The 20,911-nt window shown below is 62.5% G+C and carries 24 protein-coding genes; 12 read left to right on the top strand and 12 right to left on the bottom strand.

Translation table 11 applies throughout. The features are described from left to right. Nucleotides 1-75: 75 nt before the first annotated feature. From ABVV53_RS16740 to ABVV53_RS16720, 5 genes are all read right to left on the bottom strand, one after another. Nucleotides 76-462 carry a DoxX family protein gene (locus ABVV53_RS16740; RefSeq protein ID WP_353985670.1) on the bottom strand — a complete coding sequence of 129 codons (387 nt, stop codon included), beginning with the start codon at nt 460-462 and terminating at the stop codon, nt 76-78. A 90-nt stretch (nt 463-552) separates the two neighbouring features. Beyond that, the gene (locus ABVV53_RS16735) at nt 553-1,155 is read right to left on the bottom strand and encodes a TetR/AcrR family transcriptional regulator (RefSeq protein ID WP_353985573.1); all 603 of its coding nucleotides are present in this window, start codon (nt 1,153-1,155) and stop codon (nt 553-555) included. Nucleotides 1,156-1,298: 143 nt separating this feature from the next. Next, the gene (locus ABVV53_RS16730) at nt 1,299-1,697 is read right to left on the bottom strand and encodes a hypothetical protein (protein WP_353985572.1); all 399 of its coding nucleotides are present in this window, start codon (nt 1,695-1,697) and stop codon (nt 1,299-1,301) included. Nucleotides 1,698-1,806: 109 nt separating this feature from the next. Then, nucleotides 1,807-3,234, bottom strand: a complete 1,428-nt coding sequence (tldD, locus tag ABVV53_RS16725) for a metalloprotease TldD (RefSeq protein WP_353985571.1) — start codon at nt 3,232-3,234, stop codon at nt 1,807-1,809. A 40-nt stretch (nt 3,235-3,274) separates the two neighbouring features. Continuing rightward, nucleotides 3,275-3,550: a zinc-finger domain-containing protein gene (locus tag ABVV53_RS16720; RefSeq protein WP_353985570.1), complete on the bottom strand. Its 276-nt coding sequence runs from the start codon at nt 3,548-3,550 to the stop codon at nt 3,275-3,277. A gap of 138 nt (nt 3,551-3,688) precedes the next feature. On the opposite strand from ABVV53_RS16720, the gene ABVV53_RS16715 reads away from it, so the two are divergent. Continuing rightward, nucleotides 3,689-4,642, top strand: coding sequence for an ABC transporter ATP-binding protein (locus ABVV53_RS16715; protein ID WP_353985569.1), 954 nt, complete (start codon nt 3,689-3,691; stop codon nt 4,640-4,642). Nucleotides 4,643-4,737: 95 nt separating this feature from the next. After that, nucleotides 4,738-6,339 carry an L-aspartate oxidase gene (gene nadB / locus ABVV53_RS16710; protein ID WP_353985568.1) on the top strand — a complete coding sequence of 534 codons (1,602 nt, stop codon included), beginning with the start codon at nt 4,738-4,740 and terminating at the stop codon, nt 6,337-6,339. A 26-nt stretch (nt 6,340-6,365) separates the two neighbouring features. Here nadB and ABVV53_RS16705 read toward each other — a convergent pair whose 3' ends face one another. Continuing rightward, nucleotides 6,366-6,608: a GlsB/YeaQ/YmgE family stress response membrane protein gene (locus tag ABVV53_RS16705; protein WP_353985567.1), complete on the bottom strand. Its 243-nt coding sequence runs from the start codon at nt 6,606-6,608 to the stop codon at nt 6,366-6,368. A 668-nt stretch (nt 6,609-7,276) separates the two neighbouring features. Here ABVV53_RS16705 and ABVV53_RS16700 point away from each other — a divergent pair. The 3 genes from ABVV53_RS16700 to ABVV53_RS16690 all read left to right on the top strand — a co-directional run bounded on the left by ABVV53_RS16700 (nt 7,277) and on the right by ABVV53_RS16690 (nt 10,590). Further along, the gene (locus ABVV53_RS16700) at nt 7,277-9,163 is read left to right on the top strand and encodes a ribonucleoside-diphosphate reductase subunit alpha (RefSeq protein WP_419956795.1); all 1,887 of its coding nucleotides are present in this window, start codon (nt 7,277-7,279) and stop codon (nt 9,161-9,163) included. A gap of 133 nt (nt 9,164-9,296) precedes the next feature. Then, nucleotides 9,297-10,364 (top strand): DUF4126 family protein, encoded by a 1,068-nt coding sequence (locus ABVV53_RS16695; protein ID WP_353985565.1) that lies wholly within the window; start codon nt 9,297-9,299, stop codon nt 10,362-10,364. Between the two features lie 61 nt (nt 10,365-10,425). Next, nucleotides 10,426-10,590: a hypothetical protein gene (locus ABVV53_RS16690; RefSeq protein ID WP_353985564.1), complete on the top strand. Its 165-nt coding sequence runs from the start codon at nt 10,426-10,428 to the stop codon at nt 10,588-10,590. A 15-nt stretch (nt 10,591-10,605) separates the two neighbouring features. On the opposite strand, the gene ABVV53_RS16685 is transcribed toward ABVV53_RS16690, so the two are convergent. Both ABVV53_RS16685 and ABVV53_RS16680 read right to left on the bottom strand, forming a co-directional pair. Beyond that, on the bottom strand, nt 10,606-13,035 hold the full coding sequence (locus ABVV53_RS16685; RefSeq protein ID WP_353985563.1) for a PQQ-dependent dehydrogenase, methanol/ethanol family: 2,430 nt from the start codon (nt 13,033-13,035) through the stop codon (nt 10,606-10,608). A gap of 197 nt (nt 13,036-13,232) precedes the next feature. Continuing rightward, nucleotides 13,233-13,454: a DUF2171 domain-containing protein gene (locus ABVV53_RS16680; RefSeq protein ID WP_353985562.1), complete on the bottom strand. Its 222-nt coding sequence runs from the start codon at nt 13,452-13,454 to the stop codon at nt 13,233-13,235. Between the two features lie 177 nt (nt 13,455-13,631). Between ABVV53_RS16680 and ABVV53_RS16675 the strand changes: the two genes are divergently transcribed. Then, nucleotides 13,632-14,006: a DUF4440 domain-containing protein gene (locus ABVV53_RS16675; RefSeq protein WP_353985561.1), complete on the top strand. Its 375-nt coding sequence runs from the start codon at nt 13,632-13,634 to the stop codon at nt 14,004-14,006. Nucleotides 14,007-14,096: 90 nt separating this feature from the next. On the opposite strand, the gene ABVV53_RS16670 is transcribed toward ABVV53_RS16675, so the two are convergent. Then, nucleotides 14,097-14,498, bottom strand: a complete 402-nt coding sequence (locus ABVV53_RS16670) for a DUF2171 domain-containing protein (protein WP_353985560.1) — start codon at nt 14,496-14,498, stop codon at nt 14,097-14,099. Between the two features lie 532 nt (nt 14,499-15,030). Between ABVV53_RS16670 and ABVV53_RS16665 the strand changes: the two genes are divergently transcribed. From ABVV53_RS16665 to ABVV53_RS16640, 6 genes are all read left to right on the top strand, one after another. After that, on the top strand, nt 15,031-15,768 hold the full coding sequence (locus tag ABVV53_RS16665; RefSeq protein ID WP_353985559.1) for a glutathione S-transferase family protein: 738 nt from the start codon (nt 15,031-15,033) through the stop codon (nt 15,766-15,768). A gap of 280 nt (nt 15,769-16,048) precedes the next feature. Then, nucleotides 16,049-17,101: a ribonucleotide-diphosphate reductase subunit beta gene (locus ABVV53_RS16660; RefSeq protein ID WP_353985558.1), complete on the top strand. Its 1,053-nt coding sequence runs from the start codon at nt 16,049-16,051 to the stop codon at nt 17,099-17,101. A gap of 232 nt (nt 17,102-17,333) precedes the next feature. After that, nucleotides 17,334-17,579, top strand: a complete 246-nt coding sequence (locus tag ABVV53_RS16655; RefSeq protein WP_353985557.1) for a hypothetical protein — start codon at nt 17,334-17,336, stop codon at nt 17,577-17,579. A gap of 181 nt (nt 17,580-17,760) precedes the next feature. Then, nucleotides 17,761-18,159 (top strand): hypothetical protein, encoded by a 399-nt coding sequence (locus tag ABVV53_RS16650; RefSeq protein WP_353985556.1) that lies wholly within the window; start codon nt 17,761-17,763, stop codon nt 18,157-18,159. Nucleotides 18,160-18,212: 53 nt separating this feature from the next. Then, nucleotides 18,213-18,350, top strand: a complete 138-nt coding sequence (locus tag ABVV53_RS16645) for a KTSC domain-containing protein (protein ID WP_353985555.1) — start codon at nt 18,213-18,215, stop codon at nt 18,348-18,350. A 152-nt stretch (nt 18,351-18,502) separates the two neighbouring features. Next, on the top strand, nt 18,503-18,937 hold the full coding sequence (locus tag ABVV53_RS16640) for an MAPEG family protein (protein ID WP_353985554.1): 435 nt from the start codon (nt 18,503-18,505) through the stop codon (nt 18,935-18,937). A 7-nt stretch (nt 18,938-18,944) separates the two neighbouring features. On the opposite strand, the gene spt is transcribed toward ABVV53_RS16640, so the two are convergent. The 3 genes from spt to ABVV53_RS16625 form a co-directional block, all read right to left on the bottom strand. Continuing rightward, entirely contained in the window at nt 18,945-20,195 is a 1,251-nt protein-coding gene (gene spt / locus ABVV53_RS16635) for a serine palmitoyltransferase (RefSeq protein WP_353985553.1), read from the bottom strand. Nucleotides 20,196-20,200: 5 nt separating this feature from the next. Beyond that, entirely contained in the window at nt 20,201-20,440 is a 240-nt protein-coding gene (locus tag ABVV53_RS16630; protein ID WP_353985552.1) for an acyl carrier protein, read from the bottom strand. Between the two features lie 87 nt (nt 20,441-20,527). Then, a complete protein-coding gene (locus ABVV53_RS16625) occupies nt 20,528-20,890 on the bottom strand; it encodes a response regulator (protein WP_353985551.1) in 363 nt (120 codons plus the stop codon). Between the last annotated feature and the right edge of the window lie 21 nt (nt 20,891-20,911).

Below are 20,911 nucleotides of genomic sequence, written 5' to 3'. Positions count from 1 at the left end.
CCATGCGCTCCCATACCTGCTCTCGGGAGGGAGGCAAGGTCGGGACCGGACCCCAGCGTTGCTGACGAACTGTCTTCAGCCGTGACGGCAACGGCCGATGGCACCGCTCGCCCAAAGGGCCCACCAGATGATTAGCGGCTGCGCCAGCATTCGCGGGATGTGGTAGGCCAAGCCCAGTCCTCCGTCGGGCTTGGCCATGTCGATCTGCATGTGCAGCAGGTTGGCCGGCCACACGCAGAGGGCATAGAGGGCCAGCCCCCACCCGGCCCAGCGCCGTGTCTGGAGCGAGTTGGTCTGGATCAGTCCTGCCGCGCCGGCCAGCTCGGCCAGCCCGGTGATCGCGATAACTGCTTCCGGACTCGGCACCCAGCGCGGAGTCACCGACAAGAACGGTCCTGGTATGAGGAGGTGGGCAAGACCGGCGACGGCGTAAAGCACTGCCAGCGTGATTCGCGCGAGCATTCTTGCGCGGCTTTCGGCATCAGTGGGCACGCAAAGCAGCTCCTACGCAAGCATAAGGCGTCTCGAACTCACAAGGCCGGGCGCCTTGGGTTAGACGTCGAGGGTGTGCACTTCCCCGCCCTCTATCTGGGCGAGATATCGAACAATCGAATCGCGTGTCTCTGCATGTGCCTTGTCGAGCCCGACCTGACTTTCGATGACCAAGGAGCGCGCTGCGGCCGACATCAATGTCGCCAGCACTGGCGCGCTGATGTCGGGGGCCGTGATGCCGCGCTGCGCGTAGACCTTCTCGATGGCTTCGATCTGCAGCGCCCGAAAGCTGGCGCCAGCCTTCCGCATCTCCTCGCGCAGCAGCGGATATTGCTTGCTAAGCGCGCCGAATTCCAGAATTCGCTTGGCCTCAGGCACTGCCGAATTGAGCGCCCAGAGTGCCTGAAGCGGTCGCGGGGAACTCAGCGCCTCATCGTGCAGGCGAAAGTAAATCGCCGAGGATCGCTGAAACACGGTGACCACCAGCTCTTCCATAGACCGGAAGTAATAGTGCACCAGCTGCGGCTTCAGATCGGCATGACCCGCCACCCGCCGCGCCGTGATCGCTGGGGAGCCTTCCTCCGCCAGCAGTTCGGCGGCAGCGTCGATCAAGCGAAGCCGCGTCTTCGTTCCGGTAGACTGATATCCGCGGTTCGCTACCATCGCATTCTCCAGGCGGCTACTCGGCGCCGGGGCGATGCTCCACGCGCAGGACCGAAAGGGACACGCCCTATCGGCGCAGTACTGTTCTGCAAAGCGGGGAGGCCATGTTCCGGCACGTACGAGGGCGCCCCGGAGCATACGCGTTAGTTCGCCGACGCAACCTTGCGGTACGGCACGAAGTCCTGAAGCCCAACGAACCCGCTGTAGAAGAAGCTGGTTCTGTCGTGCAACTGCACTGTGTCTGGGCGGCAAAGCTGGCCGATATGCTGGCGGGTGACGAGGATGTCGTCATCGTCCAGCATATCGGCATTCGTGGGGCGGTTCACGTATAAGGTGCCTCCCACTCGATACACGATGGCCGTTCCGTCGATCACCCGCGTTTCGCGGGCCTGCCAAGAGGAGATGCAGCTCACCGGTTTACCGGCCTCGCGCCCTTCGAGCAGCTTGGCCAGCTTGGCTTCGCCGGTGAGTCTCTCCTTTGCCGCGAGCGCAGGACTGGCGACCAGCCCCGTCGCCATTACCGCGAGCGCTGCCGCGGTCATGATGTTCCTCTTCATAATAACCTCTGTCTTCCGCATTATGAGGGTAAGTATGTCACAACGACAATGAACCCATGCTGACTGGTTAACTAGCTGAAATAGAACGTGTTCCTTAGGCTGTTCCGCCGACCGTCAGGCCTTCGATAAGCAGGGTTGGCTGGCCGACGCCGGCAGGTACGCTTTGGCCGCCCTTGCCGCAAACACCGATGCCTTCGTCCAGTGCCATGTCGTTACCGATACCCTTCACACGCGTCAGCACCGAGGGCCCGTCGCCGATGAGCGTGGCGCCTTTGATCGGCGCGCCCAGCTTGCCGCTTTCGATCTTGTACGCCTCGGTGCAAGAGAACACGAACTTGCCTGAGACAATGTCGACTTGCCCGCCGCCAAAGCTTTTGGCGTAGATGCCGTTCTTGACCCGGCTGAGCAGTTCGGCCGGGTCGTCGTTACCACCGCGCATGAACGTATTGGTCATGCGGGGCATCGGTACGTGGCCATAGCTCTCCCGGCGGCCATTGCCAGTGGCCTCCACGCCCATAAGCCGGGCATTGAGCCGATCCTGCATATAGCCCTTGAGGATGCCATCCTCGATCAGAACTGTTTCCTGGGTGGGCGTGCCTTCGTCATCGATCGACAGCGAGCCACGCCGGTTCAGGATCGATCCGTCGTCGACGACCGTCACGCCCGGGGCGCCGACGCGTTCGCCGATGCGGCCGGAGAAGGCGCTTGTTCCTTTGCGGTTGAAGTCCCCTTCGAGGCCATGGCCGACTGCCTCATGCAGCAGGACGCCTGGCCAGCCGGGGCCGCACACAACCGTCATTTCGCCGGCTGGGGCGTCGACGCTCTCCAGGTTCGTCAGTGCCTGGTTCAGCGCGGCGTCGATGCCGCGGTTCCAGTGGGCCGGGTCGAACAAGTCATCGTAGAGCCAGCGACCGCCCATTCCGAAAGTACCCGTTTCGCGCCGGCCGTTGCTCTCGGCCACGATCGAGACGTTCAGGCGCACCAGCGGGCGGACGTCCGTTGCGAGAAAACCGTCGGGCCGCACGATTTCCACCACGGACCAGCTGCCGGTTAGGGAGCAGGAAACTTGCGCCACGCGCGGATCGCGGGCGCGAGCGGCGGCATCGATGGTCTCGAGCAGCTTCACTTTTTCCGCGAAGGGCACGAGGTCGAGAGGCGAAGCGTCGGTGTAGAGATGGCGGTTGCTGGCACGGGGCGGGGCAGGGCGCTCCCCCCTTGCGGGGTCCAGCAGCCGCAACGTCTCACCAGCGCGGCGAATAGCAGCGGCGCTGATGTCGTTGGCGTGCGCGAAACCGGTCATCTCGCCCGAGACGCCGCGAAGTCCGAAGCCCGCGTCGCGCGAATAGTCGCAGGTCTTCAGGCGTCCATCGTCGAAGCCGAACGCCTCCGAAGCGATGAACTGGAGGTAGAGCTCACCGTCGTCGCACGCCTTCAGCGTCTCGGCGGCGAGCGCCTGTGCTTCGTCGGGCGTGAGCTGACCGGGGCTATAAAGGAGCGAGCGGGGATCGGGTGCAGATGCCATGGAGCGAATATAAGACCGCTCAAGATTTCCGCCAGCGCGATCAGGTGCCTGCGCGCGCAGGCACGCTGGGGTCGGCGCTTGTGCTTGGGCCGTGCTCGTCCAGTTCGCCTGGGAAAAGCTCGTTCGTCTCGCGCTGGTGCGGGTCGCCCTTCAGCTGGAAACGCCGATCGCAGTAGCTGCAATCGACATAACCCCGCTCGTCGATTTCCATCCATACGCGAGGGTGGCCAAGGGCAGCGCCGGCGCGAATGTCGGTCGCTCCGTCACAGAAGACGCGGCGCTTGTCGGTGTAGACGGTTTCAGGCGGCTCGATCATCCGCGCCGATTACCAAGAGCGGCGGCTGTGCGCCAGATGAAAAGGCCAAATGAAAAAGAGCAGTCTGGCAGAGGTACACGGGAGCGCCTGCGCACCGACCTCTTTACCCACGCTTCGCCATGCTTCAAATGCCCCCGCATGAGCAGCTCTTCGCAAAACGCAGCCATCTCGATCCGTGACGTTGTGAAGCGCTATGCGCCTGCCGGGGGTGGTGAGGGCAAGCTGGCGCTGAAAGGCGTGAGCTTCGATGTTCCGGTGGGCGGCATCTTTGGACTGCTCGGCCCCAACGGCGCGGGCAAGTCAACGCTGATCAACATCATGGCCGGTCTGGTCAACAAGACCTCCGGCTCGATTTCGATCTGGGGCTTCGACACCGATCACGATAAGCGCAACGCCAAGCGCTCAATCGGCATCGTCCCGCAGGAGATCGTATTCGATCCGTTCTTCACGCCTTTTGAGGTCCTGGAAAATCAGGGCGGCCTGTATGGCATCGCCAAGCACTTGCGGCGCTCGGAAGAACTGCTGCGCGCCGTGCACCTCGCTGACAAGAGAGATGCCTACTCGCGCACGCTGTCAGGCGGGATGAAGCGGCGATTGCTGATCGCCAAGGCCCTTGTCCACCAGCCGCCGGTACTGGTGCTCGATGAGCCGACGGCTGGTGTCGACGTGGAATTGCGGCGGCAGTTGTGGGAATTGGTGACGGAGATGAACCGGGAGGGCGTCACCATCGTCCTCACCACGCACTATCTCGAGGAAGCCGAGCAGCTGTGCGACCGCATCGCGATCATCAACCATGGCGAGTGCATCGCCAACAAGCCCACGCGCGAACTGGTCGGCATGGCGCGGGAGAAAGTGGTGGAACTGACGCTGGATCGTGATCTCGGCCAGCTGCCCGTCGATGCCGCTTTCATCAAGAGCGAGAAAACCGGCGAGCGTACGATCGCGATCACCTATGACAAGGATCGTAGCACTGCCGGGCAGGTCCTCTCGGTCGTTCAGGCGCAAGGGTTCACCATTGTTGACGTGACGACGCGCGAAGCCGATCTCGAAGACGTTTTCGTCAGTCTCACGAGCGCGAACCAAGGCGCCTGATGCTGCCGCGCTTAGCGCGTCCGATGCTGCCCTGAAGGGCATGAAGCCCATTGCTAACTGTTGCCGAGCGCCTGCGTTGGCTGCAAGGAAGCGATATGGATGACCTGAAACGGGGCGAGAAGCCGCAGCACGACGTGATCATCGTCGGTTCCGGCGCGGCCGGGCTGACTGCAGCGCTGGCGCTTGGGGAGAAGCTGAAGGTGCTGGTCGTCGCCAAGGGCGAGCTGGCCGGCGGCTCTACCGCATGGGCGCAAGGCGGCATTGCTGCAGTGCTCGATGCGGGCGATACCTTTGAGGAACATATCAACGATACCATGGTGGCGGGTGCTGGCCTCAACCGGCTCCAGACCGTGGAGTTCGTGATCGAGCGAGCACCCTTTGCAATTGAGCGGCTGGTCGAACTCGGCGTTCCCTTCAACACCGAGGGCGACGTGTTGCACCTCACCCGGGAGGGTGGCCACTCGCACCGGCGGATCGTCCATGTCGACGATGCCACCGGGCAGGCGGTGCAGAAAGCGCTGATGCGCGCAGCACAAGCCAACCCGAATATCACGCTGCTGCCGGGCCGCGCCTGCATCGACCTCATCACCGGACGGCATGAGCAGCGCTACTCCGGCTCCGGCCGCGTCTGGGGCGTCTATGCTCTCGATCAGGCGACCGGGCAGGTGGAGGCGCATACCGCGCGCGCGACGATCCTCGCGACCGGCGGCGCAGGGCGCGTATACCAATTCAGCACCGCACCGCGCGGCGCCACGGGTGACGGTATCGCGATGGCCTGGCGTGCCGGGGCGCGGGTCTCCAACATGGAGATGATGCAGTTCCACCCGACCTGCCTTTACAATCTGGAGGTCAAGAACTTCCTCATCACCGAGGCGGTGCGAGGCGAAGGCGGGCATCTGAAGCATCCCGTCACGGGCCATCGCTTCATGCCAGACTACGATTCGCGTGGGGAACTGGCGCCGCGGGACATTGTCGCGCGCGCCATCGACGACCAGATCAAGCGCTTCGGCCTGGACTACGTTCACCTCGACATTAGTCATCAGCCGCCAGAGTTCGTGCGCGAGCACTTCCCGACCATTCACGAGAAGCTGCTGGGTCTTGGCATCGACATGACCCGTGAACCGATCCCGGTGGTGCCCGCACAGCACTATACCTGCGGCGGCATTCTGATCGACCTTAACGGACGCACCGACTTGCCCGGCCTCTATGCCGCCGGTGAGTGCACCGAGAGCGGGCTGCACGGGGCCAATCGCCTCGCGTCCAATTCGCTGCTCGAGTGCTTCGTCTTCGGTGAAGCGGCCGCTGCGCACATCCTTGCGCATTGGGACCGCTTTGATGCCCCGCCTCCCGTGCGGCCTTGGGACGCTAGCCGGGTGACCGATTCCGATGAGGAAGTCGTCATCAAACAGAACTGGACCGAGATCCGGCGTTTCATGTGGAATTACGTGGGCATCGTGCGGACCACGAAGCGGCTTGAACGCGCGCAGCATCGCATCAAGCTGCTCAACGACGAAGTGGAGGAATACTACCGCCACTTCCGCGTCTCGACCGACTTGGTCGAACTGCGCAACCTCCTGCAGAGCGCTGACCTTATCGTGCGCTCAGCACTGAGACGCCACGAGAGCCGGGGGCTGCACTACACGCTGGACTACCCCGAAACGCTGGCAGAGGCCGTCGATACGCTCCTTGTCCCCTAACGGACGAGGAGCAACGCGCTACGGTTTTAGCCGATGCCGAGCATCCGGCCGATGAAGATCAGCACGATTGCGCCGATCACCGAGGCAAGGCAGCCGGCGCGATTGAAATCAGCGCTGCCGCGGCTGGTGACGAGGCCAGCGATCACAGAGCCCCCGATCCCGAGAAGAATCGTGGCGATCCAGCCCATGTGGACCGACCCCGGATAGAAGAACCGGGCGAGGACACCGATGATCAGGCCGCTGATAATGGCGGTGATGACGTTGATCATGCGTAAATATCCTCTCGCTGGCGGTCCGCAGCCTGCACGGCGGGGAGACGCCTGGCAAGCGTTCCGGCGCCGTCGTCTAGGGGGAGGACACCGGAGGCATCGTCCGTGGTGACGCACTTGAACCGCGACTGTCGTTCACCTCATTCCTGACTCGTTTCAGCCACCAAGAATGTGGAAAAAGATTTCCGCCTTAGTGGGCGTTTGCCTCTTGCGATTTGCGTCGGCCAAGGACTTCCCACGCGTCGCGGCCAGCTCGGCATGGCTAAGCTGCGCGGGAGCCATGGCACTGTTAGGTTGGGGAGCCTCTTGCGCCGAAACGGCAAAAGCGCACACTATAGGTAGTGGCCGGTTGAAGAGACCGCCTCAAGACCTAGCTTCAGTCATACCGCAGCGGGGAAACCCACGGTTGGCGGAGCGGGCGCGAGTGTGTGCAGTGCTAACGGTGCTGAGCGAAGCGAGTGTTCCTGTTTTGTGCTCATTCTGCTAGGCGTCACTTGCTCGTCGAATCGAACCGAAGATATGCGGACGGGGGACGCAACGTGGATTTCAGGAACGTCAGCGAAGGGCAGCTCGGGAGCACAGATGTGGAGCAGCCCGGCGTCGACAGTCAATTCGAAACTTCGGTGGCAAACAATAACAAGGAGGCGGGTCCAGGCCCGGCTATCGAAATGGACAAGACCGATATCGCCACCGCTGACCTCGTCGGGGGTCCCGTTGAGGCGGCGCCCACGACACAAAGCAACTCCAAGACGATTCACGCCCGCCGCTTCACCGTCGTCACTGACGATAGCCGCGATGCGCTGCTGACGGACTTCGGCAAGGAAACGCTGGACGATCGCTACCTGTTGCCGGGCGAAAAGTACCAGGATCTCTTCGCCCGCGTGGCGGACGCTTACGCCGACGACCAGGATCATGCGCAGCGGCTCTACGATTATATTTCGAAGCTATGGTTCATGCCGGCCACGCCGGTGCTGTCCAACGGCGGCACTGGCCGGGGCTTGCCGATCTCATGCTATCTGAACTCGGTCGACGATAGCCTGGAAGGCATCGTTGCCACCTGGAACGAGAACGTCTGGCTGGCAAGCCGGGGCGGCGGCATCGGCACTTACTGGGGCAGCGTGCGCGGCATCGGCGAGCCAGTGGGTCTGAATGGCAAGACCAGCGGCATCATTCCCTTCGTGCGCGTGATGGATTCGCTGACGCTGGCGATTTCGCAGGGTTCGCTGCGTCGCGGTTCGGCCGCTTGCTATCTTGATGTCTCGCATCCGGAGATCGAGGAGTTCCTCGAGATTCGCAAACCCTCGGGCGACTTCAACCGCAAGGCGCTCAACCTCCACCATGGCGTTCTGCTGACCGACGAGTTCATGGATGCCGTGCGTGACGGCGCCGAGTTCGCCTTGCGCAGTCCCAAGGACGGCTCAGTTCGCGGCAAGGTCGATGCTCGCGCGCTGTTCCAGAAGCTGGTCGAAACGCGGCTTGCCACGGGTGAGCCCTACATCGTGTTCTCCGACACGGTGAACCGCATGATGCCGCGCCATCACCGCGAGCTTGGTCTCAAGGTTTCGACGTCGAACTTGTGCTCCGAGATCACGCTGCCCACCGGCCGCGATCACCTCGGCAAAGATCGTACGGCGGTATGCTGCCTTTCTTCGCTCAACCTGGAGACCTGGGAAGAGTGGAAGGGCGAAAAGTGCTTCGTCGAAGACGTGCTGCGTTTCCTCGATAATGTGCTGCAGGACTATATCGACCGCGCACCGGATGAGATGGCGCGCGCAAAATATTCCGCCGCGCGGGAGCGTTCGGTCGGCATGGGCGTGATGGGCTTTCACTCCTATCTGCAGAAGAAGGGCATCGCCTTCGAAAGCGCGATGGCCAAGGCGCTGAACATGCAGATGTTCCAGTACGTCAACCAGAAGGCCAACGAGGCCTCGATGCTGCTGGCCAAGGAGCGGGGTCCGTGCCCTGACGCGGCGGATGTGGGCGTGATGGAGCGCTTCAGCTGCAAGATGGCGATCGCGCCCACCGCGTCGATCTCGATCATCTGCGGCGGCACGTCGGCCTGCATCGAGCCGATCCCGGCGAACATCTACACCCACAAGACGCTCTCCGGCAGCTTCGTGGTGAAGAACCCATACCTGGAAAAGCTGCTGGCTTCGAAGTCGAAGGATTCCAACAACGTGTGGAACTCGATCCTGGAGCACAGCGGTTCGGTCCAGCATCTCGATTTCCTCAGCCCCGAGGAAAAGGCGGTCTACAAGACGAGCTTCGAGATCGACCAGCGCTGGCTGCTGGAGTTTGCCGCCGACCGCACGCCCTACATCGATCAGGCGCAGTCGCTGAACTTGTTTATCCCTGCCGATGTCGACAAGTGGGACCTGATGATGCTGCACTTCCAGGCTTGGGAGAAGGGCATCAAATCGCTCTATTATCTACGCTCGAAGTCGGTGCAGCGCGCCGGTTTTGCCGGCGGCGTGGAGGCTGACAACACGCCTGAGGCACCCAAGTTCGAACTGGGAGAGACCACCGACTACGACGAGTGTCTCGCTTGCCAGTGAGGGATTGGTCGCTGCGGTTGAACGCAGTGGAAGTGCGACCCACGTGCTTAGCAGCGCGACAAGGGAACTTGCGCCCCTTCTTGTTCGTCCTTGTCCTGAACGGCCATCGGCGTGACAGGACAGGGACGAGCACATGCTTCTTGAAAACAGTAACGGGGAAACCCTCACGCCGACGCGTCCGCCCGTAGACACTGCGGTTGACATCGCGGGCGGCGCTGCTGCGGGAGCCTTGGCCGGTTTGGCCGGGGCCGCAGTGATGGAAGGATTTCAGACCTATGCGGCTGCGCTGTTCCAGCCCTCCGGGTCGACGCCGCCGGCGACCGAGCAAGCGGCGCAGGCGCTCGTGCGCCTTGTCGGCGGAGCACGGTTGCGCAAGGCAGAGAGCAAGGCCGGCGGCGCGGCCGTGCACTACGTTGTCGGCACCCTCGCGGGTGCGGGCTACGGCGCCCTTGCCGAAGCCGCTCCTGGTGTCGCGCGGTGGCGCGGCCTCGCCTTCGGGTTTACCTGTGCAACGCTGATCGACCAGATTGCCGTGCCGCTGGCGGGGTTCGCGCGTCCTTCGTGGCATTACACCATCCGCACACATCTTTACGGCTACGCCTCGCATCTGGTCTTCGGGTTTGTCACGGAAGCGGTCCGCAAGGCCCTGCGTAGCCGCAAGCCAGCCGTGCAGGAGAGCTCCGGCGTAACGATGGAGGATATCTCCGTTCCCATTCTCCTGGGGTTTGCGAGCGGGCAACGCACCTTCACTCCTCCTGCTGCGGTGAGCCTGGCTGCAGCAGGCGCCGGTCTCGGGTTGGAGGAGACCCGTCTTTCCTTCCTTACTTCCAAATGGACCGGCGCCATCATGAGTGCCGCTGCTGTCGGCGAATACATTGCGGATAAACAGCCTGCGATACCTGACCGGATCGCGCCTTCGGCACTTGCAGGACGTGTGCTGAGCGGCGCGTTATCTGGGGCCGCTGCAGCCCGGCCGGGCAGGGCTTTGCTTGCGGCAGGCCTTGGTGCCGCTGGAGCCTTGGCGGGCAGCTATGTCAGCTACCGTGCGCGCGCGGTTCTCGCTAGGGCGCTGGGCCGCGACAAGCCTGTAGCCTTCGCCGAGGATGCGCTTGCGCTGCTCGGTTCGGCAGCGATAGCGGGCTATGCGGCGCTGCGGGAGAACCAGCGCCGGAGCCTGGCAGATCTTGCGCTCGCTGCCTGAGGCCAAGTAAAGCCTTGATCTTCCAGCTCCGGATCGCGATTTAGCGCGAATGGGCACGGTCATGGCAATCCTCTCGCAACTGTTTTGGGGCGTGACCATCGGGGCGCTGAGCGGGACGTTCATCGCGCTGGCCAAGCTTCTGGCCATGGGCGGCGCTGTGGTGGGAGGAGGCTTCGCTTTCCGGAAGTGGCGCAAGCTGCGCGCCTTGGTCCGCTTCCGCCGTTAAGGCGCACGCGCAGGGCTATGTCCCGTGGCGTGTGCCGCTTATCGGGAACGTGCCAAAGGGGCCGTTTAAGTTCTCGCCTGTGAGTTTCCCGTCCCTCACGGTCACGTCGTATTTGATCGTGATCGGCATCGGCGTGGCCGCCTTGCCCTCAAGTTTGGCGCGTCCGTTGGCAACCCCTCCGGCAAGGTCGACGCTTCCCTGGTCCGCAGTGACCTTGCCGGTCACGATGTTGCCATCAACCTTCAAATCCATCACCGCTTTCTGAGGGCCCATCGGCGACTGGATGACGATGTTCCATTTGCCCGCGAAGTCTTGGGGCTTGGCGTTGCTTGCCTTCGCCTCCTGCAGCCGCTCCATGTAGGCCTTGTGCTCGGCAGGAGCCTGCTGCGCCCGCGTGCGCAGATAGAAGCGTAAGTCCTCCAGCTTCTTGTCGGTGAATTGCGGGAAGGGCGGCATGCCGTTCATCTTGAGCCCGCCTTCCTTCACGATCGTACGGAAGGTGGCCGCGTCGGTGATGGTGGGTGAGTAGCGCAAGTCAGGCGCTGCGCCGCCGCCCACTGCGTTCCAACCATGGCAAACCAGGCAAGAGCGCGTGGCGAACAGCATGAAACCTGCCTGCGCACGCGCCGCATCGGGTTGGTAGTCAGGATCAGCTGGAGGCGCCCGCTCAGGCATCTCAAACGGTGGTATTATGTCGGTACCGTCGAGAGCGAAGGTGAGGACGCGACGGGGCAGGCGGTAGTCGGTGCGGTACGCCTGATTGCCCAGCGTCTGCATCCCTGCACCCTGACCGCCCGAGCCGGTGATCACGGTGATGTATTGTCTGCCGTTCACCCGGTAGGAGATCGGCGCCCCCACGATCGGGCTTTCCGTCTTGAACGACCACAGTTTCTTGCCCGTCTTCGCGTCGCGCGCGACGAACTTGCCGTCGATCTGGCCTTGGAAGACCAGCCCGCCCGCTGTCGTCATCACGCCCCCCGGCCAGGTTCCCGGAAGCTCCACTTTCCAGGCTTCGGACTGCGTGGCGGGGTTCCAAGCCTTGAGATAGCTTTTGTGTCCGCCCGGCAGTTCGACCTCAGGAATAAGAGTGACGCCCATGCCGGCAGCGATTTCGCCGCCGCCCTCCTGACCTTCGCCGATGAGGGCCGGCATCTCCATCGTGGGAACGTAGACGAGGCCGGTTTGTGGGCTGTAGGCTTGGGGCATCCACGAATGGGCCCCGGTGGGGCCGGGCCACATTTCGAACAGGCCGGGCTTGCCCTGGTAGCGGATGCCTGGATTCTCAATGGGCCGCCCGGTCTTGCTGTCGATCCGTTCGGCCCAAGTCACTTTGGCAATCTTCTCGGCTGAAATGAACTCGCCGGTCGCACGGTCCAGAACGTAGAAGAAACCGTTCTTGGGAGCCTGCATCAGAACTTTGCGTTCCTTGCCGTCCATCTCGAGCGTGGCGAGAGTCATGTCGGTGGTGGCCGTGCAGTCCCACTGTTCGGCAGGGCAGACCTGGTAGTGCCACTTGTAGGCCCCGGTGTTGATGTCGACCGCGACGATAGAAGCCAGGAACAAGTTGTCTCCCCCGCCGGGGCTGCGCAGATCCTGGTTGTAGGGAAAGCCGTTGCCGATGCCGAGGTAAGCGAGCTCCAGCTCAGGATCGTAGCTGAAGGCGTTCCATGCGGAGCCACCGCCGCCGCGGCGGCTGCCGTCCGGATTCTTCCACCCGCTCGGCCAGGTCTTGCGCATGACCTCCTCGGCCTTCTGATTGACGGAAGTCACTTCGTCGCCGGGTGTCGTGTAGAAGCGCCACGCCCGCTTACCGGTCGCTGCATCATAGGCGGTGACAAAACCGCGTGCTGGGCTGATGTCGGCACCACCATAACCTACGATCACCTTGCCGCCGAACGCGCGTGGTGCGCCATTGGCATTGCGCGGGGCATCGTCGGGGAAGTCATAGGTCTTCCAGATTTCGTGGCCGGTTTTCGCGTCCAGCGCGATGACGTACCCGTCTGTGGTGACGAGAAAGACACGACCCTTGTCGTAGGCGATGCCCTTGTTGCCCCAGTTCATCTGCAGCGCTGACTTGGCCCGCGTGCGGGTGCCGCCGTCGTAGTCCCACAACTCCTTGCCAGAGGCGGCGTCGAAGGCACGAATATGCGAATGGCCGGTGGTGATGAAGACTTTGCCTTCGGCCATCAAAGGCGTGGATGCACTGTAGCCCGGCTCAAGGTCGTAGTGCCAAGCGAGCTTCAACTCTCCGACGTTGTTCGTGTCAATCTCGTCCACCGGGCTGTAGTGCGCCTCGTGACCGGTGCGGCCCCAGCTTGGCCATTCATCGGGGTTGGCGACCAGCGCGGCGTCGACAGGTTGTGCCGCGCGGTCGCATGCGCCCATCGTCAGCACCGGCAACAAGCAGGCGAGCGTGATTAAAACGCTCCGTGCGGTGCGGCCCATCCTCGATATCCTCCCCCAGGGCTCTTGGCCTTTACCGTGCAACTATCATTCACGCGTACAGCGGCAAAGCGATTTATGCGCTTATGTGTATCATATTCCGGTACAGGCAAAACGAAACCCCGGCACCCACGAAGGGGCACCGGGGTCGTTGCGCGGCGGCAGGGAGGGGGAGGAGCCGCCGCGGGTAGCTGCTCAGATCAGTTGATACCCACCGGGATGGGCGTGCCGACCTTCAGGTAGATGCGGTTGTCGTCGATGCGATCCACTTGCTCGATGTCGAGGAAGTGGTGGGCTTGATCGCCGCTATCGGACCGCGTCAATTTGATCCGATCGTCGACCACTTCATCGACGGTGCCGATATGCCGACCGCTGTGGTCGGCAATTTCCATATGCTCCTTGATGCGAAGCTTCTCGAACATAAAGGATACTCCTCTTTATTTTCGTTGCTCTCATGCACGCAGATAGAACGACCGGAGGCGCTGCGCCGTTCCGGTCCCCCGCCGCAGATGTGAAACGCCTGACGGCATGACCTTCCGGGCATGGAAGCCATTGATACCGGTGCGACGTTCCTCCGGCACCCCATCTTGGAGAGAACAATGGAAGATGAACGCATCTGGAAGTTCGAGCGTGAGCTTTGGGTCGGAGGGGATGCCCTCTACCATGAGCGCGTGAGCAGCAATTGTCTGATGGCCTTGCCGTCAGATCCTTACCTCTTTGCCGGCGGCGATGCGGCTGAAGCGGTGGAGCATACTCCGCGCTGGGACGGCGTTGAGTTCCGGGACAAGCAGGTGAGCCGTCCTCAAGAGGGCTTGATCGTGATTGCCTACCGCGCCGAAGCCCACGGCGATGGCGGCACTTATCATGCAGTTTGCACCACGACGCTGCGGCGTCTTTCGCATGAGGAATGGGATGTGGTTCAGCACCAGCAGACACCCCTGGGCGTGATCGTGGCTGACCCCGCAGACGCCTGAAGCGTGCGACGGGGTTGTCCCGCGTTCGTAGCCCTGCCGCCTGTGCTGGACCTCTCAAGGACCAGCACAGGCTGCGGGCCTCAGCCCGGATCAGGTCGCATCAATTCCGAACGAAGCGTCGCCGCGGCCGCCCAGCAACACATTGTTGCCTTCGATGCCGTCGATCAGGCTGACCGGCAGGAAGGCGACTCCGTCATCATGCGGGTCGGTGGAGGCAAGCCGCAGGCGCTCCCCGTCCAGCCCCGAGACGATACCGAGTGCATGGCCATAGCTGTCGAGCACGGTCATGCCGGCGCGAACAGCGCCGGCTGTCGTCTGGAATTCGGCGTCGGGATCAGGAAGGTAAACGCCAGTCCGCTTTTGTTCGACGGGGCGGTCCGGAAGTTTGCGGGCCTGAGGATCCTCGGGTTCGGGGAACGGATCGCCGGGCCGCTGGACGGGCGCGAACGAGCCCAGGGTTGACTGCGCCTCTGAGAAATAGGGCTGTTCCATATCTGTCGGGCTGCCCTCATCGACGTACTCGGGCTCCCGAGGCCTCTTCTCATGATCGGCCGGTCCCTCGTACGGCGAAGTCCGGTCGGGAGACGCTGGCGGTGAAAGGGAAGGGTCCTGCGATGTGTCGCTGGCTTTGTCCGACGGGACTCGAGAGAAGTGGGATTGCCTTTGCTGCTGCGTCACGGGAATACTCCACTCGTGAAAGGGGGTGTCGCTGGGAACGATGCGGGCTCTTGCCATAGGGAATGATCGGCACATGGGCCCGGTTCCCCAGAGGCGTCAGACGTCCTGCAGGCGTGACGATGGAAACAACGCGTGGGGCGCTACCGATCTGCTGGAGGACAGAAGGGACGATGGAGGAATGTATGAAAGCAGCCGTCGACGTTTGGCGGCGGATAGGCGCCGTGATTAGCCCGGAAGAGCCGAGTGCGACCATATCCGATGCGCCGGACATCGCCCGAACTGTGGTGCGGGGCGTGTCACCCCAAATCGTTTCTTTCTTCCTTCCTTCAACTGCGGCGGTATCATCATGAGCGAGACCCTTATTCTTCACGGCATGGGCAGCCCCAATGTAGTCAAGATCGTGATTATGCTGGAGGAACTCGGCCTGCCCTACGAGCTGCGCCACGTGGCCGTGTTCAGCCAGCAGCAGTTCGAACCCGCATTCCTCAAGCTCAACCCCCTCGGCAAAGTACCCGTGCTGGAGGATCCGAAACTCGGCGTCCCTCTCGCCGAATCGGGCGCCATCCTCTTCTGGCTTGCGGAGCGCGAAGGCCGCTTCTTCCCTCAAGAGCAGCCCGCCCGCGCCGAGGTGATGCAGTGGCTCATGGTGCAAATGGCGAACCTCGGGCCAATGTTCGGCCAGCTCAACCATTTCAATCTCGTGCCCCCCGGCAGCGAACCTTATGCTCATGCCCGTTACCGCGCGATTTCCGGGAATCTCTACCGCCTCTTCGACGATCGTCTCGCATCGCGGGAATGGCTGGCCGGCGAAGCGTACTCGATCGCGGACATCGCCACCCAGCCTTGGGCCTTGTACCTGGAGCGTCATGGTTTCGACGCGGGTGAACACCCGCATCTCGTGGAATGGCGTGAGCGTATAGCGGCGCGCCCTTCGGTCCAGCGTGCGCGCGCTCGTGCCGATGAAGCCTTCACCGAAGCCGCCAATCGCACGCGGCGCTGCGCCAGCGAGGAAGACCTCGACCGCTTCTTCTGCCGCACGGGTTCGGTGCCGGAAAAAGACTACTCTGCCGTCAAGAACATGTGAGGAACGCTGTGGGCGGAGCGACTCGCCGGGAGTGGCCGCTGAAGCTGCTACGCGGTCCTCCGGCGCGCTCACTTGCTCCAGGATCTACTACAACTTCTTGCGTCGGGGAGATCGCCGACCCCCTAGATGCGGTTCAACGCGACTGTGGACAAGGTAGCGCCCCCCTCCCAATTTGCTCTGGAAATGCTTATCTCGGGCAGATGCCGCGACTGTGTGTCGCCGGCCGCATGAGAGCGCTTGTGAGTGCCCATGCCGCCACCGTTTATGCCGGAGTTCACTGATGCCCCTTCTCGAAGCCCGCAAGACCTACAAGCCCTTCGAGTACCCGTGGGCCTACGACATGTGGAAGCGCCAGCAGCAGATCCATTGGATGCCCGAGGAAGTGCCGCTGGGAGAGGACTGCCGCGACTGGGCGCAGAAAATCTCCGAGCATGAGCGCAACCTGCTCACCCAGATTTTCCGCTTTTTCACGCAGGCCGACGTCGAGGTGCAGGACTGCTATCACGACAAGTACGCTCGCGTGTTCAAGCCAACCGAGATCAAGATGATGCTGGCAGCCTTCTCCAACATGGAGACGGTGCACATCGCGGCTTACTCGCACTTGCTCGATACCATCGGCATGCCCGAAAGCGAGTACGGCATGTTCCTGGAATATGAGGAACTGAAGGCCAAGCACGATTACCTGCACACCTTCGGCGTCGACACCGACGAGGATATCGCCCGCACTCTCGCGATGTTCGGCGGCTTTACCGAAGGGCTGCAGCTCTTCGCCAGCTTCGCTATGCTCATGAACTTCCCGCGCTTCAACAAGATGAAGGGTATGGGGCAGATCGTCACCTGGTCGATTCGCGACGAGAGCCTGCATTGCGAAGGCATCACCAAGCTCTTTCACACCTTCACCAAGGAGCGGGGCTGCCTCACTAAGGCGGTGAAGGAAGACATCATTGACTGCTGCCAGAAGACGGTGCGGCTGGAAGATGCCTTCATCGATCTCGCGTTTGAGCAAGGACCGGTGCCCGGCATGAGCGCCAAGGAGATCAAGAAGTACATCCGCTACATCGCGGACTGGCGGCTGGGCCAGTTGGGACTGCCGGCAATCTACATGCAGGAAGATCACCCGCTCCCCTGGCTTCAGCCCTTGCTCAATGGTGTGGAGCACGCCAATTTCTTCGAGACCCGAGCTACCGAGTACTCGAAGGGTGCCACGCGCGGGAACTGGCAGGACGTGTGGAGCAATTTCGATTCGCGCCGCAAAGCCAGCAAAGGCGAAGAGGCGAACGACGCGGTAGAGATGGTGCCCGGATTGTTCGGAGAGGGCGTCGCGGCGGAGTGAGGCCCAGGAACTGCTTTGACCGCTGTGCGCCAGCCTGCCGCACTGCCTTCTGGTAAGCTCTAGCGCGCAGGCAACTTATGCGCGTACTTATGGTCGGCAGCACGCGCCTTGCACTTTTTCGGCTTAGCTGCGCACAGTGCTTCGAGCGCGTCCGTACCGCGTCGAGCTTTCCGATGTAGAGGGCGGGACCGAGTACTCATCGCAAAACCGCAAAAGTAATAGGAGAAGTCCCATGATCGCTTCACGCACAAGCGGCTTTGGTGTCCTGCTTTTCGCTGCCGCGGCGGCTCTGCCTCTCGCGGCATGCGGCGGCCAGGAAGAGACAACCTATGAGGCCGACGCCACCGATGTTAGCGGCGGCGAGCTGATCGTCACCGAGGCGACCTCACCCGGTGTGCCGGTCGATGTGCCGGATACGCCAATGACGAATGTCCCGCCGGAGACACCCGAGGCCGGTCAGGCGTCTCCGACCCCCTGACCGGCAGACGCAGGCCATCGCGCGCCAGGCGCTACTGAGCGGGCGCTGGCGGCGAACACGCCCGTGTTCATCATTGCGACACGTCACCTGGTCGACTCTCGGCATTACGAGGTGCTGCGCATGCAACTTCGGCCGCGCATGCTGCATTTCTAGTGGAATGTCCCTAGTGGAGACACGTAAGATGACCAGGATAATGCTCCTCGCTGCGGCGGGCGTGGCGCTTGCAGCAGCCGCCCCGGTCGTGGCTCAGGATGCCGACGACGCGAGCGCCGATGATGCGGCGGTCGAAGCGGCCATGTCTCACCATGACGTGATGACTGTTCGCAATGTTACGCGACGCGAGATGGTGACGGGCCAGCGGGTTTTTGATGCCAGTGGCAAGCTTGTCGGCATCATCGCTCGTCTTTCGGGCAACGATGTCATCCTCGCCGATGGCAAACGCGAGTTTAGCGTGCCGATCACTGAGTTTTTCGCATACAATCAGTATGGCAAAGACTACTTCGCAACCCGTCAGCCCAAGGCCGTGCTCCAGGCGCAGGCGTCGACCATAAGGGCCAAGCCGCTAGCCGCCGCAAACTGACACAGCGGCGGCAACGAACTCGGCTGTCGCTGCGGTCACGACACTGCCCTTCCATGCCATCTACCGCGATACGCCACTTCGTTTATGATCCAGAGGTACAGGCGCTGGATGTGACGTTCGTCACCGGGCGGCGTTACCGCTACTTTGGGGTGCCGGACCATCTTGCGCACGAGTTCGACGCCGCATCGTGAAAGGGCGGTTTCTTCAACGCCCAAATTCGTGACCGCTACGCTTTTGAGGAACTTCCGCGCACCCGATAGCGCCTCCACGAAATCGTAGTCGCCTCGCAGCTTGCAGCCGGCACTACCCGGAGGCATTTTCTCGCAAAACTGGGAGAGACACGATGCCGTACGCCACTGACCAGACCTTGATCTTCCTGCCCGTGCTTCTCGTTATCGCGCTGACGCTGGTCGCGTTCGTACGCTTGGCAATGGGAAGGGCGGCTGCGGTCAAGGGCGGCCACGATCCTTCCTATTACCGAGCTCACCACGGCACCCCCGAGCCTGAGAGTGCCGCCGCAGGAGCCCGGCATTGGGACAACCTGTTCGAACTGCCGACGCTGTTCTATGCGGGCTGCCTCACGTCGTTCGTGCTGGGCGGCGTCACGGGCTGGACGCTCGCCTTCGCTTGGGGATACGCCGCCGCCCGCGTTGTGCAGAGCCTTGTACACATGACGTACAATGACCCCGCGCATCGCGGCTTGGCGTTCGTTGTGGGCGTGGTCTTCGTCTTCGCGCTATGGATCAACGTGGCCCTGTCGATCTTCGCAGGGCTTTGACTTGCGCTCAGACGATACCCGCGCGGGCACCCGCTCGCTGGAACATGCCGATGATCTGCTGCACCTGCTCGGCCGAGTGTTCGGCGCATAGCGAGCAGCGCAGCAGCGTCATGTTGGCGGGCGTTGCCGGCGGCCTCGCGAGGTTCACATAAAGACCCTCATGCAGAAGGGCCTCCCACATCGCCGCGCCGCGCTCCAGGTCAGGCATGATGACCGAGATGATCGCACTCTGCGGAGTCTCGGTGCCGAGCTGGAATCCGGCATCCTTGAGGCCCTTGTGCAGTGTGCGTGAGTTCTCCCAAAGATGGGCGCGCTTGTCGGCGGCGTCCATGAGCTTGCGGATCGAGGTGCATGCAGTGGCAACGACGCTCGGCGGCAGGCTGGCGGTGAACACATAAGGACGGCAGACCAGCCGCATGATCTCGAACTTGGGATGGTTCGAGACGCAGAAGCCTCCAACGGTACCGACGGACTTGGAGAAGGTGCCGATGATGAAATCCACGTCGTCGAGGCAGTCCTGATCCTCTGCCACGCCCCGGCCGTTCGGGCCGATGAAGCCCATCGAGTGCGCCTCGTCGACAAGGATCATCGCGCCGTGTTTCTTGGCGACCGCGACCATTTCCTTGAGCGGCGCGATATCGCCCATCATCGAGTAAACGCCTTCGAGGACAACCAGCTTGCCGGCGCCCTCGGGAATGCGGCGCAGGCGCTTTTCCATCGCCTCGATGTCGTTGTGCTTGAAGGGGACGACTTCCGCGTCACCCATCTTGCAGCCGTCCCAGATGGAAGCGTGGCTGTCGATGTCGAGGACGATGTAGTCGCCCTTGCCAGCGATCGTCGAGATGATCCCTAGATTTGCCTGATACCCGGTCGAGAAGACCATGGCGTGATCCATGGCGTAGAAGTCGCATAGCGCCTGCTCGACGGCGCGGTGGCCTGCGTAAGTGCCGTTGAGCACGCGGCTGCCGGTGGTGCCGGAGCCGAAATCGTCCAACGCTTGCTTGCCGGCGGCGATCACGTCCGGGTCGAAGGTCATCCCCATATAGTTGTAGGTGCCGAGCAGGATTGTCTCGCGTCCGTTGCACACGGCGACCGTGGGCGAGAGCACCTTCTCCATCACCAGGCTGAACGGATCCTCGACGCCCGAGGCGAGCAAGTTTTCGCGCATCTGGATCAGCGGATCGAACTTGCTGAACAAGTCGGGCGTCCCGCCTTCAATCGTCCAGGGCTGGTCGGGCTGGCTCACGGCTTCGGTCATCGCGTTCAGCCCTTCAGCTTCACCACGGCGTCCACCAACTGGCCGTAAGTCTCGATCTCGGCCTGCTGGTTCATGCTGATGATGATGTCGAACTCGTCCTCGATCGCTGCGACGAAATCCATCACCGTAAGGCTGTCGAACTCGAGATCGTCGGTGAAACGCGTCTCATCGGTGACGGCGATGCCCTTCTTGTTGAAGGGTTCAATGAGGGCGTCGATGCGGGCCTTGGTGGCTTCGCGTTCCATGAATCAGGTGCTCCGGTTAACGGCGTCGGCTCTTTGGCCGGAAAATAGGGCGCAAAAGCGGCACCACGCTTGAGTGTCAACCCCGCCTTAGACGAGCGCTCTTACCGCTTGCATGAACGGGCCGATAGAGACTGGCTTTGCGAGGTAGCCTTCTGCTCCCGCGTCGCGGATCCGTTCCTCGTCGCCCTTACCGGCGTAGGCGGTGACGGCGAGCACCGGAATGGAGCGCAGTGTCGGATCCTGCTTCATCGTTTCGATGAGATCGAGGCCTGATATATTCGGCAGCTGGATATCCATGATGATGAGGTTGGGCACGAACTCGCGGGCTCTTTCGAGCGCATCGCGCCCGTCTGCTACCGGTTCGCACGCGAACCCCTGGCTCTTGAGCACGTCGCAGAAGAGCCTCCGGTTTAGGTCGTTGTCCTCGACAACGAGGATTCGCTTTGCCATTCGGTTTGCGACCCTATCTAA

This window comes from Novosphingobium kalidii, from assembly GCF_040534015.1.
Taxonomy (GTDB): domain Bacteria; phylum Pseudomonadota; class Alphaproteobacteria; order Sphingomonadales; family Sphingomonadaceae; genus Novosphingobium; species Novosphingobium kalidii.
This window is presented reverse-complemented; position numbering and strand designations above follow the sequence as displayed.

Excerpts from the sequence above, each read along its gene's own strand:
- ABVV53_RS16740 (WP_353985670.1), bottom strand. The coding sequence starts at position 462 with ATGCTCGCGCGAATCACGCTGGCAGTGCTTTACGCCGTCGCCGGTCTT.
- ABVV53_RS16735 (WP_353985573.1), bottom strand. The coding sequence starts at position 1,155 with ATGGTAGCGAACCGCGGATATCAGTCTACCGGAACGAAGACGCGGCTT.
- ABVV53_RS16730 (WP_353985572.1), bottom strand. The coding sequence starts at position 1,697 with ATGACCGCGGCAGCGCTCGCGGTAATGGCGACGGGGCTGGTCGCCAGT.
- tldD (WP_353985571.1), bottom strand. The coding sequence starts at position 3,234 with ATGGCATCTGCACCCGATCCCCGCTCGCTCCTTTATAGCCCCGGTCAG.
- ABVV53_RS16720 (WP_353985570.1), bottom strand. The coding sequence starts at position 3,550 with ATGATCGAGCCGCCTGAAACCGTCTACACCGACAAGCGCCGCGTCTTC.
- ABVV53_RS16715 (WP_353985569.1), top strand. The coding sequence starts at position 3,689 with ATGAGCAGCTCTTCGCAAAACGCAGCCATCTCGATCCGTGACGTTGTG.
- nadB (WP_353985568.1), top strand. The coding sequence starts at position 4,738 with ATGGATGACCTGAAACGGGGCGAGAAGCCGCAGCACGACGTGATCATC.
- ABVV53_RS16705 (WP_353985567.1), bottom strand. The coding sequence starts at position 6,608 with ATGATCAACGTCATCACCGCCATTATCAGCGGCCTGATCATCGGTGTC.
- ABVV53_RS16700 (WP_419956795.1), top strand. The coding sequence starts at position 7,277 with ATGGACAAGACCGATATCGCCACCGCTGACCTCGTCGGGGGTCCCGTT.
- ABVV53_RS16695 (WP_353985565.1), top strand. The coding sequence starts at position 9,297 with ATGCTTCTTGAAAACAGTAACGGGGAAACCCTCACGCCGACGCGTCCG.
- ABVV53_RS16690 (WP_353985564.1), top strand. The coding sequence starts at position 10,426 with ATGGCAATCCTCTCGCAACTGTTTTGGGGCGTGACCATCGGGGCGCTG.
- ABVV53_RS16685 (WP_353985563.1), bottom strand. The coding sequence starts at position 13,035 with ATGGGCCGCACCGCACGGAGCGTTTTAATCACGCTCGCCTGCTTGTTG.
- ABVV53_RS16680 (WP_353985562.1), bottom strand. The coding sequence starts at position 13,454 with ATGTTCGAGAAGCTTCGCATCAAGGAGCATATGGAAATTGCCGACCAC.
- ABVV53_RS16675 (WP_353985561.1), top strand. The coding sequence starts at position 13,632 with ATGGAAGATGAACGCATCTGGAAGTTCGAGCGTGAGCTTTGGGTCGGA.
- ABVV53_RS16670 (WP_353985560.1), bottom strand. The coding sequence starts at position 14,498 with ATGGAACAGCCCTATTTCTCAGAGGCGCAGTCAACCCTGGGCTCGTTC.
- ABVV53_RS16665 (WP_353985559.1), top strand. The coding sequence starts at position 15,031 with ATGAGCGAGACCCTTATTCTTCACGGCATGGGCAGCCCCAATGTAGTC.
- ABVV53_RS16660 (WP_353985558.1), top strand. The coding sequence starts at position 16,049 with ATGCCCCTTCTCGAAGCCCGCAAGACCTACAAGCCCTTCGAGTACCCG.
- ABVV53_RS16655 (WP_353985557.1), top strand. The coding sequence starts at position 17,334 with ATGATCGCTTCACGCACAAGCGGCTTTGGTGTCCTGCTTTTCGCTGCC.
- ABVV53_RS16650 (WP_353985556.1), top strand. The coding sequence starts at position 17,761 with ATGACCAGGATAATGCTCCTCGCTGCGGCGGGCGTGGCGCTTGCAGCA.
- ABVV53_RS16645 (WP_353985555.1), top strand. The coding sequence starts at position 18,213 with ATGCCATCTACCGCGATACGCCACTTCGTTTATGATCCAGAGGTACAG.
- ABVV53_RS16640 (WP_353985554.1), top strand. The coding sequence starts at position 18,503 with ATGCCGTACGCCACTGACCAGACCTTGATCTTCCTGCCCGTGCTTCTC.
- spt (WP_353985553.1), bottom strand. The coding sequence starts at position 20,195 with ATGACCGAAGCCGTGAGCCAGCCCGACCAGCCCTGGACGATTGAAGGC.
- ABVV53_RS16630 (WP_353985552.1), bottom strand. The coding sequence starts at position 20,440 with ATGGAACGCGAAGCCACCAAGGCCCGCATCGACGCCCTCATTGAACCC.
- ABVV53_RS16625 (WP_353985551.1), bottom strand. The coding sequence starts at position 20,890 with ATGGCAAAGCGAATCCTCGTTGTCGAGGACAACGACCTAAACCGGAGG.